Source organism: Sphaerospermopsis reniformis (assembly GCF_005402885.1).
GTDB lineage: Bacteria > Cyanobacteriota > Cyanobacteriia > Cyanobacteriales > Nostocaceae > Sphaerospermopsis > Sphaerospermopsis kisseleviana.
The window spans coordinates 1-17,476 of record NZ_BJCE01000115.1 but is presented as its reverse complement, the minus strand read 5'-3'; the positions used below and the strand labels follow the sequence as shown (position 1 = coordinate 17,476).

Annotated in this window: 16 protein-coding genes; 7 read left to right on the top strand and 9 right to left on the bottom strand. The window is 37.7% G+C overall.

The features are described 5' to 3' along the window. Nucleotides 1-119: 119 nt before the first annotated feature. Genes FFR48_RS16260 through FFR48_RS16250 form a run of 3 tightly spaced genes read right to left on the bottom strand, consistent with a single transcriptional unit; the run spans nucleotide 120 to nucleotide 2,233 of the window. Nucleotides 120-296: a hypothetical protein gene (locus FFR48_RS16260; protein WP_162501902.1), complete on the bottom strand. Its 177-nt coding sequence runs from the start codon at nucleotides 294-296 to the stop codon at nucleotides 120-122. Nucleotides 297-356: 60 nt separating this feature from the next. Continuing rightward, a complete protein-coding gene (locus tag FFR48_RS16255; protein ID WP_137668091.1) occupies nucleotides 357-1,163 on the bottom strand; it encodes a metal ABC transporter ATP-binding protein in 807 nt (268 codons plus the stop codon). Nucleotides 1,164-1,216: 53 nt separating this feature from the next. Continuing rightward, nucleotides 1,217-2,233, bottom strand: coding sequence for a metal ABC transporter substrate-binding protein (locus tag FFR48_RS16250; RefSeq protein WP_137668090.1), 1,017 nt, complete (start codon nucleotides 2,231-2,233; stop codon nucleotides 1,217-1,219). A gap of 320 nt (nucleotides 2,234-2,553) precedes the next feature. Here FFR48_RS16250 and FFR48_RS16245 point away from each other — a divergent pair, with 320 nt between their 5' ends. Further along, nucleotides 2,554-4,107, top strand: a complete 1,554-nt coding sequence (locus FFR48_RS16245; RefSeq protein ID WP_137668089.1) for an iron uptake porin — start codon at nucleotides 2,554-2,556, stop codon at nucleotides 4,105-4,107. Between the two features lie 335 nt (nucleotides 4,108-4,442). Here FFR48_RS16245 and FFR48_RS16240 read toward each other — a convergent pair whose 3' ends face one another. Then, nucleotides 4,443-6,200, bottom strand: a complete 1,758-nt coding sequence (locus FFR48_RS16240) for an Rqc2 family fibronectin-binding protein (RefSeq protein WP_137668088.1) — start codon at nucleotides 6,198-6,200, stop codon at nucleotides 4,443-4,445. A gap of 364 nt (nucleotides 6,201-6,564) precedes the next feature. Continuing rightward, nucleotides 6,565-6,837, bottom strand: a complete 273-nt coding sequence (locus tag FFR48_RS16235) for a hypothetical protein (protein WP_096565916.1) — start codon at nucleotides 6,835-6,837, stop codon at nucleotides 6,565-6,567. 338 nt (nucleotides 6,838-7,175) lie between these two features. Between FFR48_RS16235 and FFR48_RS16230 the strand changes: the two genes are divergently transcribed. Next, entirely contained in the window at nucleotides 7,176-9,428 is a 2,253-nt protein-coding gene (locus tag FFR48_RS16230) for a DNA methyltransferase (RefSeq protein WP_199291305.1), read from the top strand. Between the two features lie 93 nt (nucleotides 9,429-9,521). Here the strand turns inward: FFR48_RS16230 and FFR48_RS16225 are convergent, their stop codons facing one another. Together FFR48_RS16225 and FFR48_RS16220 are read right to left on the bottom strand one after the other, a co-directional pair. Continuing rightward, on the bottom strand, nucleotides 9,522-10,004 hold the full coding sequence (locus tag FFR48_RS16225) for a PIN domain-containing protein (RefSeq protein ID WP_137668087.1): 483 nt from the start codon (nucleotides 10,002-10,004) through the stop codon (nucleotides 9,522-9,524). 2 nt (nucleotides 10,005-10,006) lie between these two features. Then, nucleotides 10,007-10,264, bottom strand: coding sequence for a UPF0175 family protein (locus FFR48_RS16220; protein ID WP_137668086.1), 258 nt, complete (start codon nucleotides 10,262-10,264; stop codon nucleotides 10,007-10,009). Between the two features lie 422 nt (nucleotides 10,265-10,686). Between FFR48_RS16220 and FFR48_RS16215 the strand changes: the two genes are divergently transcribed. The 3 genes from FFR48_RS16215 to FFR48_RS16205 all read left to right on the top strand — a co-directional run bounded on the left by FFR48_RS16215 (nucleotide 10,687) and on the right by FFR48_RS16205 (nucleotide 14,303). After that, nucleotides 10,687-12,099, top strand: a complete 1,413-nt coding sequence (locus tag FFR48_RS16215; RefSeq protein ID WP_137668085.1) for an O-antigen ligase family protein — start codon at nucleotides 10,687-10,689, stop codon at nucleotides 12,097-12,099. Then, nucleotides 12,089-13,270 carry a glycosyltransferase family 4 protein gene (locus FFR48_RS16210; protein ID WP_137668084.1) on the top strand — a complete coding sequence of 394 codons (1,182 nt, stop codon included), beginning with the start codon at nucleotides 12,089-12,091 and terminating at the stop codon, nucleotides 13,268-13,270. The genes FFR48_RS16215 and FFR48_RS16210 overlap by 11 nt, the downstream gene beginning before the upstream one ends. A gap of 142 nt (nucleotides 13,271-13,412) precedes the next feature. Next, nucleotides 13,413-14,303, top strand: coding sequence for an FkbM family methyltransferase (locus FFR48_RS16205; protein WP_137668083.1), 891 nt, complete (start codon nucleotides 13,413-13,415; stop codon nucleotides 14,301-14,303). Between the two features lie 768 nt (nucleotides 14,304-15,071). Here FFR48_RS16205 and FFR48_RS30145 read toward each other — a convergent pair. Further along, complete coding sequence (locus FFR48_RS30145; protein ID WP_268932445.1) at nucleotides 15,072-15,194, bottom strand: hypothetical protein; 123 nt, start codon at nucleotides 15,192-15,194, stop codon at nucleotides 15,072-15,074. 141 nt (nucleotides 15,195-15,335) lie between these two features. Between FFR48_RS30145 and FFR48_RS16200 the strand changes: the two genes are divergently transcribed. Continuing rightward, nucleotides 15,336-15,782: a DUF29 domain-containing protein gene (locus tag FFR48_RS16200; RefSeq protein ID WP_137668082.1), complete on the top strand. Its 447-nt coding sequence runs from the start codon at nucleotides 15,336-15,338 to the stop codon at nucleotides 15,780-15,782. Between the two features lie 81 nt (nucleotides 15,783-15,863). Further along, nucleotides 15,864-16,001, top strand: a complete 138-nt coding sequence (locus FFR48_RS16195) for a hypothetical protein (RefSeq protein ID WP_162501901.1) — start codon at nucleotides 15,864-15,866, stop codon at nucleotides 15,999-16,001. 316 nt (nucleotides 16,002-16,317) lie between these two features. Here FFR48_RS16195 and FFR48_RS16190 read toward each other — a convergent pair whose 3' ends face one another. After that, nucleotides 16,318-17,121, bottom strand: coding sequence for a Uma2 family endonuclease (locus tag FFR48_RS16190; RefSeq protein ID WP_137668081.1), 804 nt, complete (start codon nucleotides 17,119-17,121; stop codon nucleotides 16,318-16,320). Nucleotides 17,122-17,476 lie beyond the last annotated feature (355 nt).

Here is a 17,476-nt window from a genome sequence, read left to right as displayed (position 1 = left end):
ATAAGATTACAAATTACAAAAAATTATTAAAAAAAAAAAAAAACTAGTTAATTTGATTATAAAACAAAAAATTCATATCTTTTATTTGAGAATACATGTAATCTATCTGAGATAGAATGTTATTGGTCATTGGTGATTGGTGATCGATGATTGGTGATTGGTGGTTGGTGACTGGTGATTGGTGATTGGTGATTGGTGATTGGTGATTGGTGACTGGTGATTGGTGATTGGTGATTGGTGATTGGTGATTGGTGATTGGTGATTGGTGATTGGTGATCGGGGAAAATAAAGTTCAATGTTAAAACTTCTATTCCCTATTCCCTATTCCCTATTCCCTATTCCCTATTCCCTATTATTTAATGATGGTGTTGATAACGACTAAAACCAGGACCATAAGTTGCTAAGAGATTTTGTGGTGAAAGGGCAATTTCTGGATGTCCAGAACACACTAAAGTTTGATTGAGACAGATGACGCGATCGCAATGACGATTTACCATATCAATATCATGGGAAACCTGCAAAACTGTCCAATTTTCCTCCTGTTTTAACTCATTTAGCAAGGCATAAAAATCAGCCGCACCTCGCATATCTACCCCAGCAAAAGCTTCATCCAATACTAGGAATTTTCGCCGAATTACCAAACAATAAGCTAACAATACCCTTTTTAGTTGACCACCACTAAGAGTACCAATAGCTTGATTTCTTAAATGATAAGCATCTGTACGTTGTAAAGCTGCTTTGACTGCGGCTGATTTTTCTTGTTTGTTTTGCCAAAAATTGGATAAAAATAGATGTTTATTTTGACCTTTTACCTTTTCCCTGTCACCTATTCCCAGTTCTACTAACTCACTCACAGAAATAGGAAAACTGCGATCAAAAATAAAGTTTTGTGGCATATATGCCAATTCTTTACGCAAATTTCCTAACCGAGAAATGGGGCGACCAAAAATTTCAATTGTTCCAGAACTACGAGGAATTAAATCTAAAATAGCTTTAACTAAGGTACTTTTACCAGCGCCATTTGGTCCTACTATTGCTGTATCTGTTCCGGGAAATAATGCAAAGGAAACATCCCGTATAGCTAAATAGCTTCCTTGATAGACGGTTAAACCTTCTACTTTTAATATTGGCAACAATGTTTTTGATTCTTGTTCGTCAGTCATTCGATTTTAGATTTTAGATTTTGAATTATCAATTATCAATTATCAATTATCAATTATTTGCATCCTGCTGCTAAACTCTGCAAATTATTTCTCATTGCTTGGAAATAATATTGTGGGTTGGTTTCCCCAGTTTCTAAAGAACTAAGAGGATACAAAGTTAATTTCAAATCTTGAGAAAGGCTATTCAGTAATTTATTGTCTACTCCTGGTTCACTAAATAAAGCTTTTACTTGGTACTTTTTCACTGCATTGACGGCTTTTTTTACGTCTGCTGGTGAAAGTTGATCTTCGGGAATTTTCACAACTGCAACTTGCTTGAGGTTGTATCTTTGGGCTAGATAAGGAAAGGCATCATGAAAGGTGATAAAAGTGCAGTTGGGTGTTTTGCTTAAAGTCTGCTGAAATTCATTATTTAATTTTTCTAATTCTTGAATATAAGTGGCAGCATTAGTTTGATAAACTTCTTTATTGGCTGGATCAGCTTTAATTAAACCATCTCTAATATTGATCACTTGCTGTTTGGCAAAAACTGGATCTAACCAAACATGAGGGTTTCCCTCTGCGTGTTCATGTTTGTGATCATGATCGTGATCGTGACTTTTTACTTCCTCTACTGGTGATATGTCATCTACTACTTTAATACCTTTACTAGCATCAATTTCTATTAATTTGGAATTTTCTGCATTTTTGATGGTATTGCTAAGAAATTCTTCCATACCTAAGCCATTTTTTACTAAAATTCTGGCTGTGGCGATCGCCTTCACATCATCCGGTGTGGCCTGATATTCATGCACATCTGTACCTGGTGGAATTAAAATCTCTACATCTGCTACATCTCCAACTACAGCTTTTGTAAACAAATACACTGGTAAAAACGTAGTTACTACTTTAGTTTTTTCTGAGTTTTGTACCTTTTCTACTGGTGACGGTGATGACTGAACCGCATTTTGCGCTGTGTTGTTTTGTGTTTGCTGACAACCAGAGGCAATTAAACAGCAAAATAGAGTAAATATTAGCCCAATAGGCTTTTTATAGACTTTTATCTCTTGTTTTGTAAGATTAACTGTCATTTGCTTTTCCTCTCTTTAGCAGAATTTTTGATTTTAGGTCAATTTTCCATTGAAAATTATACTCATTATACATTAATATAAGAACCATTATCATTTTCACATAATACTGACAACAAAATTATGCACTATTTACAAGATGCTTTGATTTAAGTAATGTAGATTACATTTTTTTCTGGGAGACCGCTTTAAGATTAATTTTTTTAAGTGCTGAGGGATTTTTGGCTACATAGTTGTAAAAATGACCTTAATTAGCTTTGTTAAAAAACGTAGGAAATAGACTGCTCGGTACAGTTGTGAAATAACAATGGGTGTGTGGAAAAATGGCTAAAAAGTGGAATCATCTTACCAGTCCAGCTATTTGCAGCATTATACTATGTGCAAATACATCTGTTTTCGCAAGTGAACCAGCAGGGAAAACAGAAACTAATTATTCTCAGCAAGAGTTAATATCACAAGTTACTTCAGTATCTCAGTTGTCAGATGTACAACCGGGAGACTGGGCATTTCAAGCGTTACAGTCTTTAGTAGAACGTTATGGTTGTATTGCTGGGTATCCTAATGGTACTTATCGGGGAAATCGCGCATTAACCAGGTATGAATTTGCAGCAGGTTTGAATGCCTGTTTGGATCGGGTGAATGAATTAATTGCTACTGCAACTGCTGATGGAGTCACAAAACAAGACTTAGCAACTATCCAAAAACTGCAAGAAGAATTTTCTGCGGAACTAGCAACCTTACGGGGGCGTGTGGATGCTTTGGAAGCAAAGACTTCTGAGTTAGAAGCAAATCAGTTTTCGACCACTACTAAACTGCAAGGTCAAGTTGTAGCCGTTGTTAGTGATGTTTTATCAGGTGATCAAGTTAACGGATCACCTATTACAGATAAAAATACTACCCTTGGGGCGCGGACAAGAATTGAATTTGTCAGCAGTTTTACGGGTGAAGATACACTGTTTACCACAATTGAGAGTAATAATATCGACACTCCTGACTTGCTAACAGGGGAAGGAAATTTGGCTTTTGCAAGTAGTGGTACTACCACTTCTGTACTGGGAACACTATCGTATAGATTCCCTCTAAGTGAGAAAACCCAAGCAATAGCGATCGCCTCCGGTGGTGCAATAGATGACATTACCAGTACAGTGAACATTTTTGACGGTGATGGTGCTTTTGGTGCTTTATCTACCTTTGGTACACGCAACCCAATTTATGGACAAATAGATGGTTCGGGTTTGGGAGTAACTCACCAGTTTAGCGATAAGGTGGGAGTAAGTTTAGGGTATTTAGCAGGTTCAGCTAATAGCCCTGCCAGTGGAAGTGGTTTGTTTGATGGTCCCTATGGTGCTTTGGCACAGTTGACAGTTAAACCCAGCGATCGCATTACTTTAGGTTTAACTTACATCAATTCCTATAACACACGACTAGCTACAGGTAGCAATAACGCCACATCTAACTATTTTACAGGCAATTCATTTTCCAGTAATTCCTACGGTGTGCAAGCATCCATAGGCATTAGTGATAAATTCGTGTTAGGTGGTTGGGGTGGATATACAAACAGTAATGTGTTAACAGGTGCAAGAGGAGATGTTGACATTTGGAACTATGCTGTCACCCTTGGTTTCCGAGACTTGGGTAAAAAAGGTAACTTAGCTGGTATTATCGTCGGCATGGAGCCAAAAGTTACCAGTACAAGTACCAACTTAGCAGCATTCAAAGACCAAAACACCTCATATCACATTGAGGCATTTTATCAATATAAACTCAACGACAATATCACTATTACCCCTGGGGTTATTTGGTTAACCGCACCAGACCATAACACTAATAATAATGATGTAGTCATTGGAGCGTTGAGAACTACCTTTAGTTTCTAGGAACAGGGAATAGCGAATAGAGAATAGCGAATAGGGGCAACCACGGGGGGTTTGCCCCTACGTTGTTAAATAAAAAACCAGCCTTCCCACGGGCTGGTCAAAAAATTTTAAAACGTTGTTCGTGTTGTCTTCTCAGTAGAGTCAAAACCAAATTGCGCGTTCCCAAAATGTAACGGGCAACTTTTCTTAACAAGATTGTAACAGGCAGTACAGATTTTTCTATGAAATTCTCAAAAAATATCTTCCCTCAGTTAAGGAAGTCTTTATATTTACAGGCAGATGAGGAAGATCCGTCAAGGTCTAAAAGTCAGGAAGTTATGACAGGAGTTCAGGAGTCAAAAGGTAAATATTTCTCCCCAGTCCCCAGTCACCAATTGTGGTTTTCCCCAAATTATCGTTTCGTGTTTATAAACCACAAGTCCAGGTTTTGCACCTTTGGGTTTATACACTCGGTTGGGTTGGGTGTAAACTACTGGTACTTGTTCACTTTCACGGCCACGACTAAAGTAAGCTGCTAGGTTAGCTGTGTATTCTAAGTCTGCTTCTTCGGCAACAGCACCGGGTTCTAAACGTAGTAAAACATGACTGCCGGGTATTTCTTGGGCGTGAAACCATAAATCATAATCTCCTGCTACCCGAAATGTGAGATAATCATTTTGGTTGTTGTTACGACCGATCAAGACTTCAAAACCGCTAGGGGTGCGATAACGACGAAAGTTTGTACTTGCGGTTTCAGTGTTGCTGCGACGACGATATTCTAAGTCTTCTAAATATTTTTGTTCTATGAGTTCATCGCGTATTTCTTCTAAAGCTTGTAAGTCTTCTGTATTTTGGTAGTTCTCTATTTGGGAAATAGCAGCTTCTACTTGTTCTAAATAGTCTATTTCTGATTGTACGTCTAATAATAGTGGTTCAACTGCTGCACGGGCGCGTTTGAGTTTTTGGTGTTGTTTGTATAGCTTTTGGGCATTTTGGACGGCGTTTTTATCTGGTTGGAGGGCGATCGCCACTGGTTTTCCTGTCTCAAAATCATCTAAAATAATTTCTGTCATTCCTGGTTGCCAGTTTTGCAGATGTGCCATTAATAGGTCTGCTTGTTGTTTGTATTCATCTGCTTGATCTGACTGTTGTAACCGGTCTTTAAAGGTTTGGGCTTTAATATTTAACTTACCCAAAATATTACCCAACTTCTGGGTTAACTGGTGACGTAGCTGAGAAAATGATTGTTGATTTAATTGATCTGTATAATATTGGTTGAGTAATTCTTGGATATTTTTGGCTGGTGTTATTCCTCCCCAACCTAAAACAGTGTAACCTTTTGCAGTTACAGCAGGTTGAAATTTACAACTTTCTAAAGTTTCTAAAGTTTGTAACCATTCTTGCCATTTGGTAAATAACCTCTCCCAGTCATCGGCAGTTAAAATATCAGTATTGGTTTCTGGTGATATATTGGCAGCGAATAACATAGAATCTAATAAAGCTGCACTTAAACCGCTATAACTTTTCAGGAGTTGCTTTTTAATAGATCCGGGAACTAAACTAACTCGTTCTTGCCAGCGTGTTTGTGATTCGTTTAAATTGGGTATAGTTCCTGTTAGTTTGGGTGGTGTTTCGTAAGGTTCACCAGTTTGAATAGGACGAACTCTAGACTGTTGTTGACTAACTTGATGGGCGGCGGTGATAATTTCGTTATTTGCGTCGGTGAGAATAGCATTACTATATTTACCCATTACTTCGACGTACAGGTGATAAAGTGCTGCTTCTCCTGGACGACGGGCAAATTTAAAGTCTACCACTCGTTCCCAAGGGGCGATAAAATCTATAGCTATTAAAGCTAAACCACCTAACTGATGGATGAGTTGTTGACTGAAAGTGAAAGTGTCTGGTGTGCGTGGTGGTGGTTCAGCAATACAAATTCTTGTGGCTTGGGGATGCCATGATATATCTAGCCACTCGCGCTTTTTCATAGTGCGGAGGGCGATGGCTATGGTATGGCGATCGCGTTGATATACCTGTTCTGTGCGTGCAGGTAGCCAGTTAGCGCGGAGTTCGCTGCAAGTTGCGGTGAGGGTGGTAAAGTCTACGGGTTGCAAAATAATTAATAACTATGATTTTTAGGTTTAAGCTATTCTGAATTATAGGACTTAGGCACAGATCACGGAATAACGAACCGCAAAGTACGCAAAGGACACAAAGGGAAGAGGGTTTAAGAGAGATTTTGGGTTATTACTGAGTTATTATCATTTTTTGAAGAAGCAGCGCCAAACCGTTTAACAGTTTCTTCTTTCTCTGTGTTCTCTGCGCCTCTGCGGTTCGTTTATGAATTTTTTAGTGCGATCGCCACTAACAAGATAATTAACAATATATAGCAGGAGTCAGGAGGCAGGAGTCAGAAAGAGAAAATTAACTTTTGCCTTCTCACTGTCACCTGTCACCTGTCACCTGTCACCTGTCACCTTACTGCCAGGGTGAAGGAATAGGAGTAGTTGACAGGACTTTATCAGCCATTAATCTTAAACCTGTTTTACCACAACTAGGACAGGTAATTTCTAGAAATTGGGATGAGGTGACATCTACTTCACTCAAAATACCTTGTTTACAGTGCCAGCATTCAAATATAACTCTGCTCACGGGTTGATTACAGTCTAATATCTTGATGTGTTGAGATGGGGTGGGTTGACTGTCTATTTTTCTAGGTTTGGGGAATTTTTTGATTTCTTGAACTTCCATCGTTGTACCTGCTTTACTTTCTATCCACTTTAGCCTTTAGGTTGGGAGATCACAAAGCTAAACTCATCTGTTGTTGCACTTGATCGGGAAAAAGGCTGAAAAACCTACCAGATACCCGACTTCTGAATATATTTTTTTATTTCACGCAGAGGCGCAGAGAACGCAGAGAGAAATATATGTATTATTGGAGTAGTGAGAAAGTAATGTTTGATTAAAATTTTTGACAACTGTGTTAATTATTCAGTAATATTACTAACAATTATAACAAATACGAACATCACAGATATTTTCGAGTATCATATTAGTTTGAAGCTCAATATTTACAAGAATCAAGGAAAATGAGTAATATTAGTAATATTTTCGGGAATTTGGATTTCTCATCTCTGAAATATAACTCTGATTTTAAAGAAGATAGTGTTAGAGAAGTAATTATTCTCCCGATTTTACAAGCTTTAGGTTATACACAAGTTAATATAGTTCGCAGTAAAACTTTACAACATCCGTTTTTAAAGATTGGTAGTAAAAAACGTCCTATTAATCTTATTCCTGATTATGTTTTAAAGGTAGAAAATAATTTTGCTTGGGTACTGGATGCAAAAGCACCAAATCAAAATATTCAAGATGGTGATCATGTGGAACAGGTTTATAGTTATGCTACCCATCCAGAAATTAGAAGTAATTATTTTGCACTTTGTAATGGTGTAGAGTTTGCTATTTTTAAAACCACTGGAAATAATATACCCGTTTTGTTTTTCTCTCTTGATGAAATAGATTTTCATTGGGATAAGTTAACCCAATTTCTCTCACCTTCCAGTTTTCAATCTGGGAAAAACTTTAGTTATGAACCTGCTACGGTAACAGTTAAAGCTAAAAGTGAGTTTGATTATAATACTCGTCCTTTATTAGCAGAAATACCCGTAAAAAAACAAACTGCTAAGAGACATTTTGGAGTTCATGGATATTTTACTAAACAAGCTTGGAATGTGGTATCTGAATATATTAAAAATTTTAGTCAACCTGGAGATTTAATTCTTGATCCTTTTGGTGGTAGTGGTGTTACAGCTATTGAAGCATTAATGAATAATAGAAAAGCTATTAGTACAGATATTAACCCAATGGCGGTTTTTCTAGTTAATTCTTTAATTGCTCCTGTAGATTTTGATGAACTTTCAGCAGCTTTTGAAAGGGTAAAAACTGAATATCAAAAACAAAAACCAACTACAGAAATAGAAATTCAAAAAGCATTAAAAAAATATCCCTATCCTCAAGGTTTACGATTACCTAAAGGTTCGGATGTGGAAACAGTAGAACAGTTATTTAGTGATAAACAACTGGCACAGTTAGGGTTATTAAAGTCACTTATCAAAAAAGAGAAAAACAAAAATATTCGAGATTCATTAATGTTAATGTTTTCTGGACTTCTGACAAAAGCTAATTTAACTTATCATACAACACCAAATAAACCAGCAGCAGGACAAGGAGATTCTTCTGCTTTTAGATATTATCGTTATAGAATTGCACCGTCACCTGTAGATATAGATATTTTAACATATTTGGAAATGAGATTTAAAAAAGTAGATGCTGCTAAAAAAGAAATGCAATACTTTATTAATCAAACAACGATTTCTCACGCGAAAATTTTAAAAGGAACAGCCACAAATTTGAGTTTTATTCCTAAAGAAAGTGTAGACTATATATATACAGATCCTCCCTATGGTAAGAAAATTCCTTATTTAGATTTATCTGTAATGTGGAATGCTTGGTTAGATTTAGAAGTAACAGAAGCAGACTATGAACAAGAAGCAATAGAAGGAGGAGAACATCAAAAAACCAAAGAAGAATATAACCAACTGATAGCAGAAAGCATCAAAGAAATGTATAGAGTATTAAAATTTGATCGCTGGTTATCATTTGTATTTGCCCATAAAGATCCCGAATTTTGGCATTTAATTATTGACACCGCCGAAAGTTGCGGGTTTGAATACATCGGTGCAGTACCACAAAAAAATGGACAAACAAGTTTTAAAAAAAGACAAAATCCTTTTACAGTTTTATCAGGACAACTAATCATTAATTTCCGTAAAGTTCGCAGTCCTAAAGCCATCATGAAAGCTAACTTAGGAATGGATATTGCAGAAATCGTAATACAAACCATAGAAGGAATAATAGCTAAAAATGATGGTGCAACCCTAGAACAAATTAACGACGAACTAATTATTAAAGGTTTAGAACTAGGATTTTTAGACCTATTAAAAAAAGAATATTCTGACTTAACACCAATTTTATTAGGAAACTTCGACTATGACGAAAAAACCGAACTTTTCACCCTCAAAAAAGATGCAAAATTCAAATCACATATAGATGTAAGATTAAGAATAAAATACTATTTAATTAGTTACTTACGCAGAATGGAACGAGAAAGAAAAAATCCCAGCTTTGATGAAATAGTATTACATCTGTTACCACTTTTAAAAAACGGCACAACACCAGAAAATCAAACAATTTTAACAGTTTTAGAAGATATTGGAGAACGGATAGGAGAAGACAGTTGGAGGCTAAAAAGAGAAGGACAACTATCCTTATTTGAGTAAATTAAAACCTCCTTTCCCTCCCTTTGCGTCTTTGCGTCTTTGCGACTTTGCGCGAAAAAGTTTTATTAATCAACCCCTAAACTATGCCAAAATTTATCTATTATCTTGTTCCTTGAGAAATTGAATTAAATCATGAGATAACCATAAACCAGCTTTTTGTAATGCTTGAATAGGTTCATCAATAGAAGTTATTAACCCTTGTTTCTTTGCTAAAACTAATACTCCCAAAGTTCCCATAAAGGGAATATTTAAACTTTTCGCCACTTTTCTAGCAGCAGCATCATCAATAACTGCGCGATAACCAATGTTTTCTAAAGCAAATGTCAAAACTTCAGATTCTCCTAAATCTATACCCCAAGGTACAATTAAAGCAGAAATTTCAGAAATAGTAACTTGTTTTGCCCAATTAGCATTAGGTAATTCTTGAGATGCTATATCTATTTTACCAGCTTTGACAATTTCACCCCAAACAGCAGCAGGAACAATAATTTCCGTAAATAGCTGTGGTAGTAAATAGGTAAGTTGACTTTTAAATAGTACAATTAGCAGTGATGTGTTAATAACTATTTTATTCATATCTATTCATCTAGTGATGCAATTTCCTCGGCTAATTCGACCGCAGTATATTGAAAGGGAGAAACCTGATAACGAATCAGAACATCCATAAATTCTATTCTGTTTAAACCTGCTATCTCTGCCGCTTTACCTTGAGATATTGATCCTAATTCATACCATTTAACAGCAGCAGCTATTTTCATTTCTCTGGCTAATTCATCAGGGGATTTTCCTAATGTGTGAAAAATACTTTCTGGTAATTCTATAGATATAGTTGTCATGGTTAGGTAGTTGAAATTAATAATATAATTGTAATATAGCAATCCTGAACAGTTAGTGAGAAAATTCTAAAATATAACAGATTTCTTGACAGTAAATGTGCAAGTCATAAAAAAATATCCCCTGACAAAACCAGAGGATATCAAAAACCCGTCAAAAAAGATTATTCTATTAATTAGGGTTTGCTGAATAAACCTAAAACCTTGATATATCAAAGGTTAGAGGCTGATAAACACAGAAATTAGTGCAAGGGTTTTGAAGGGTATACCGGAAAAAGTGTGCATTTTTTGGGATTTCAAGAGATAGCAAAGAAATTTTCAAATCTCCTCCTGACTCCTGACTCCTGACTCCTGACTCCTATGCCCTCACGGAAAGACTTTCTCAGCAACCCCTAACTGTTACCAGCAACAATGGAAAGTGATTTATGGCATCTGGTATAGTATTACTTATTTCAGTTTTAGGGGCGATTCTCGCCCTAGGCAATTGGCGGCGGGGGATATACTGGCTAGTATTTCTAGCAGCAGTACAAGACCCCCTGAGAAAAATGATCCCCGATGCCCCCGCTAGTGTCCTGTTAGCAAGTGTGCCAATTATATTGGGTATAATCCTGGGGTTGTCGGGACAAAAAGACTGGTTGCATTCATTCTGGCGAATGTATCCCAATGTGAACCGCAGTTTTAACTGGTTTGCGCTGGCCTGCATCCCCCCAGCCTTGATTTCTCTGACCTATAGTGCCAACTCCTGGCTCATGACAGTCTTTGGCATCTTTAACTATGGCGTTTTCTTGGCGGCGATTTTAGTGGGTTTTCACTTTGCCCAATCTCTGGAAGATATCCAAAGACTATTTAGTTTTTATTGTCTCCTCTCCGTGGTCATGCTGAGTGGCACATTTTTAGAATACTTTAACGTCGTACCTGGATGGACTCTTATAGGTACCAGTGCCTTAGACTTTGATTGGGTGCGATATAGTACTGGCTACGTTGTCAAGCTGATAGCAGGTTTTTACCGTTCCCCAGATGTCATGGGCTGGCACGCTTCAGCAACTTCTATGCTCAGTTTTTTTCTGTGCACCACCTCGAAACCGAGGCAACGCTACCTCTGGTTAGCTATTTGTGTCATAGCGATCGCCGCCCTGTTTTTCTGTGGTCGTCGCAAGATGCTTTATATGTTGCCCGTAGCGGCAATAGTTTTTACTTTGATCTATGCCCAAGCCCGTGGCGGGCGGATCTTTTCCGTTTTGCCCGTTCTACTGATTCCACTGCTAATTATGATATATATTGGCAACGATCTGGGAGAAGATTCCACTTACGTCAGATATTACCAAAATCATTTTGCTGTTGCGGGTGAAGACTTTCGACGACATAATTTTGATGCCTTGATCGAAACAGTGCGTCAGTCGGGATTTTTTGGAGCCGGTCTGGGGTCAGCTTCCCCAGGAAGCAATCATCTTGCCATTTTCAATGTCCAAAGACCGAGAACTTGGCAAGAAAGTGGCACCAGTAGGATGATGGTCGAATTGGGAGTACCGGGTTTTATAGCCTTAGTCCTGCTGCTGCTCAGTTTAGTCCTTTCAGCATGGGTACAAGTGCAGGCCCTATTCAAGTCGCAAATTTACTTAGGGGTTTACACAGGTGGAATTTTAGCCTTTTTCCTGGCAAACATTGGTAGCTTGATGGTATCTGGGCAAATATTGGCAGACCCATTTATTACTTTTTTTATTGCTTTCTCCCTGGGGTTAGTATTGTCCTTCGCCAAGTATTGGCAAGCTTTTTTTTGGCATCAAACCCAGAATATAACCCAAAATATAACCATAGGAAACTCTGAAATTGACCGATAAGACCGAACTAACGGCTGGATTTTTACCTTTTCTTCACGATAATCAAGGTGTGTTAGAAGTAGCATTAATCACCACTTGTTCCACTGAGTCTGTAGGCAGTATGCTGATTTATGTGGACATGGTGACTGAAACCTTATCTTCTTACTCACAAAAAGTCCGACTGACCAGGATTGACTTACTGAACCTTGTCCCCGATCTGTTTTTTCTCCCGGCTAAACTGAAAAAACGGTTTCAACAACTTTGGTTACTATTGATTTCCCCGCTACAGTTGCGTAAATATATGTGCAAATACAATGGGGACATATTTCACCTGATGGATGGTAGTACCTGCTATGTTCTCAGGAAAATACCGCCAGAAAAATGTGTGGTCACTCTTCACGATTTAATTCCCGTTTTGCAACAAAAAGGGGAATTTCCCATACCCCCGCCTGGTTTTTTCGCCCGCTGGTTAATTAGAGAAAACTTAAAATCCCTCAAATCCCAGAAAAATATATGTGTTGCCAGCACCTGCACAGGTCAGGACTTTCAACAGAACGTTAGCAATCAAATTGTTCCCACCGTGATTTTATTTGGTATTAGAAGTAGCTTATTAGACTTAATCCCGGCAGAAATCCCCGGATGGCAGGAACGAGTGCGGGATGGAAAAAGAATAATTTTGCACATTGGTAACAATGGCTTCTATAAGAATCGAGCAACGGTAATTCGAGTTTTTGCCGAACTGGTCAAGAGTCACCCCCTGTCATTGGTGATGGCTGGGTCTCCCCCAGATATGGATCTGCAAATGATCATTCAAGAACTGCAAGTAGGTGACAAAATTACCTTTGTTTCCCATCCCAATGATCAGGCGGTATCCTCCCTATACCTGAAGGCTTCCATCTTGCTTTTTCCCAGTTACTATGAGGGATTTGGTTGGCCTCCTTTAGAAGCGATGGCTTTTGGCTGTCCAGTTGTTTGCTCTAACAGTGGTTCTCTCCCTGAAATAGTTGGTAATGCTGCTCTGATGGCCAGTCCTGATGATTTATCAGCCATAGTTGCACAGTGTGATTTTTTACTCAACCAATCGGAGGAAGCAACAAAGCTAGTGCAGGCGGGACTGGAGAATATTCAACGTTTTAGTTCCCTGAAAATGGGGGAAGAACTCATTAATTTTTATAACCGCGTACAACGGTGAGGGAGCCAGTGAATAGTGATCCACACACCGAAACCGGGGAATGAATTAAGAATCTCAAAGCTTAAGTCGGTTGAAAACCGACTGGTTTTAATTATATTTTCCGAGTTTTACAAACAAATTACAATTTACAATTTTAGTCAAAATGTTCTTTTTAAATAACACATTAAATTTTTTGATTTCTCATCCGCTTTCTTCTTCAAAACCATGGAAAGCATTAATCAATTTTGTCCATTGGCAATTACATTATAGATTAGCTAACCAATCATTATCCGCTTTTGTTTTCCGTTTTGTGGAAAATACAAATATTATTATTAGAGGGGGGGAAACAGGCGCTACAGGCAATATTTATGTTGGTGTTCATGAGTTTGTGGATATGTGCCTAATTCTTCATTTCTTATCAAAAGATGATTTGTTTTTTGATATTGGTGCAAACATTGGATCTTATTCTTTGCTAGCTGGAGGCGTAAGTAATGCTTCTGTGATTGCGTTGGAACCAGTGAGTAACACCTTCCATAAGCTAATTGAAAATATAGGCATTAATAACTTACATGATCAAGTTAAATGTTTTCAGTATGCTGTGGGATCATCAATTTCTCAGGGCGTAATCAGCACAGATGCAGGCTGTCAAAATCAAATATTATCAGATTCCATAACTCATTTAACAAATAAGACAGAGTTAGTTAATATCACAACAATTGATGAATTATCTAAAATTTATGGTTTTCCTTCAGCCATAAAAATTGATGTAGAAGGATATGAAGACCAAGCTTTTGCAGGAGCATTAGAAACACTCAATAATCAGACATTATCGTTGATTGTTATAGAGACAGTATCGCCGGCGCTGCATGATAAACTTACCCAAACAGGATTTATCAAAGTCTTCTATAATCCATATACTAGAGAAATTTTAAGTAACCCTGTTGCTTCATTAAAGCCAGGGAATAATATATATATCAGAAATCGAAATTTTGTTAATCAGAAAGTCGCTCAAAGTCCCGCTTACTTTATTCATAATATGGATATCAGAATTTAATTAGGGCTTGCTGAATAAACTCAAAACCTTGATAAATCAAGGGTTTCAGGTGAAAAATTAGGAAATCAGTGCAGGATTTTTCAGGGGTATACTCCTAAAAGCGTGCATTTTCCGGGTGAAATTTCAAAGAATTGGTTACTAACAGATCACCCAAACTCTTGCCTATTCCCTATTCCCTATTCCCTGCCTTAACGAAGAGACTTTTTCAGCAAACCCTAATTAACTAATCATGATGTTAATGGATTCGTTTAAATAAATTCCTAATTTAGGAGATAAGCAGTTACACAGCTAAATTGTATAATCCTAATATTCTGAACTCTTGTTTAACAGGCAAGATGCCTGTTCCACTTATACAAATTAAATGCACAACAGCTTGCTCCTTTAGGGGCAGTCATAATCCTGACTGATCTGCTTAGGGATTGAAAGTTTCCCTAAATAATGCTATTTTTGGAGTCGAACTGGTAATTAACAATAATTGTTTTTGAGAGGATGTCTGAGAAGTATCAGGTTTTATCCAGATCCCCCCTGCTCACAGGGGTAGGTTTTTAATATTATCTGTTGAGGCAGGACCAGGAAGACAAGGAGGGAAAGTAGACAAGGAAGATTTTATCAGCACAATGGTCTTTTTGTTACCAAGAGAAGATGATTTTGTACGGTTTTCCTCCCTTGTCCACTGTCCTTCCTTGTCCCCCAAGTCTTGCCCTCACGACAATGTAAAAAACCTACCCTTGTAAGGATCCCCCCCCTTACCCCCCTTAACTTAATAAGCTATCCATTATAAACATCTTTCTTAACATTCATGAGAGCGATCGCTTGCAGACCCCCAACCCTTAATCCTTCGTTGCTGATTCTCAATAAAATGAGGTTTTTATCAATAAAGATGAGGTGCATTTTGTCAAGATCAGGTAAATTCAAAAGTATTGAAACCTTTACCAAGTATAGGTTTTAAGATTGTTAAGAAAGATGTTTATAATGGATAGCCTTTTAAGGCGGGGAGCGTCAAAATAGAGTAAACAATACTTAGGTGCTTTCATGAACACAATTAATGTTCTTTACGAACAAGATTATTTCCTTTGGCTGGAAGAAACTTATAAATTACTAGAAAATAATCGCATTGAGGAATTAGATTTTTTACATTTAAAGGAGGAAATTCTCAGTTTGGGTAATGAACAAAGGCGGAAAGTTGACAGTTACCTGCGTCAATTGCTCATTCACTTACTCTTGTATAAGTATTGGAACTCTGAAAAAGAATACTGTGCCAAAGGTTGGCAAAATGAAATTGATAACTTTCGATTTGAGCTTGAGTTATTGTTAAAGTCTAAAACGTTGTATAACTATTTCTTGCAAGAAATTGCAGAAATTTATGTTAAAGCCAGAAGACAGGCTATCAAAAAAAGTGAATTACCTGCTCATCTTTTTCCTGAAAGTTGTCCGTTTTCTGCAGATGATCTACTTGATCCAGAATTTCTTCCCGATTAAAATTAGTGATGAAATTAATAAAAAACCGATTGTGACACGGGGGAGTGCGGAAGGTAGGTTATAATTTAGATACGGAGTCCGATGGAACAAGATATTGATGTCGCAGTAGAAAGTATTGATCCCGAAGAATATTGTTTAGCTATTAGCCTCCTATCAACCTATTTAGGGTTTGCTGAAAAAGTCTCTTCGTTAAGGCAGGGAATAGGGAATAGGGAATAGGCAAGAGTTTGGGTGATCTGTTAGTAACCAATTCTTTGAAATTTCACCCGGAAAATGCACGCTTTTAGGAGTATACCTCTGAAAAATCCTGCACTGATTTCCTGATTTTTCACCTGAAACCCTTGATTTATCAAGGTTTTGAGTTTATTCAGCAAGCCCTATTTAGAAAGAGATGTAGATATTATCAGATTGAATGATTGTCATTTTAGCACATTGGCAAAAATGAGTCTTGGGAGAGCAAATTACTCCCCCCTGTTGCGGTCTTCTGGTGTTCCCTAAAATGACAATTACCTCTTGAAAAGTTATAAAACAACATCTAAAGTTGATCAGGATTTATCCCCATTGTCTGTAATTTAGCCAGCAATTCCTCCCTTTGTTGGCGCTCCTGTGCCAGTAACAATTCCGCAGCCTCTGCTCTTTCCTGGGCCTGTTGGGCTTCTTGCTTTGCTTGTTGGGCTTCTTGCTGTGCTTGTTGAGCTAATTCACGGGCTGTAGGTAGTAGAACCCCGTCTAAAGTTGCCCACCTTACCCAGACGGCGTTGGCTCCCCCAAATTCTCCTACCCAACGCACTAGGGCTAAACCTAATTTTTGACTGATGAGTCTGTTTTGCTCATCGGGAATGATTGGTTCATATCCATAATCCCTGATGATGAAACCAGCAAACTCATTGGGATTAAAAGGATCATACCAAAAGTATTCTGGTACTCTGAGCCTGTTTTGGTATATTTCTTTTTTGTCTGTCTTGTCTCTGGAAGCAGTGCTAGAGGATAGCAATTCCACTACCACATCTGGCCCTTTACCCTCTTCCCAAGTTACCCAACATTTGCGCTCTCCCTTGGGAACATCCAACACAGCAAACATATCAGGACCACGGAAATCATGGTTTTTCAATTGATGGGGACTAAAGTAAACAAACATATTACCCCCTACAAAGGCATCTTTATCCCCTAACCAAGCAGCTAGGGGATCAACTAGTAAGTCCATTTGCAGTTTATGGCGATAGGTTTCCATGGGGATGCCGTCATCATATAGTAATTCATCCTGGGTGGGGGGATTAACAAAATCTGGGGTTGAATCTGGTGTCGATTGATCTAAGTTTAGCAATGTCGATTCACTCATATTTCCTCCGATTGAATCCCGATGCTTACTAATTTAACTAAGATTGATTCGGTATACAAATATGGAATTTAAATTTGCAGGTAGAATACCTTACTTGTGGAAATCAATGCTGTGTTCTTCCACACTGGAGGAAGCATATAGCCGCCATGAAACTATAATTTCTCAGTCGGTTTTTAACCGACTTGAGCTTTGAGACTCTTAATTCATTCCCTGGCTCCCGTGTGGATAACTAAGCTGTTGTGCAGCTAAATCGAATAAACAGCATTACCTTTATTTTTAACTTTGCGCTCCCATTTAATAATAAGACCTCCTTCGTTTAGCAATTTATTTAATAATTCTTCTAACTGTTCTACTG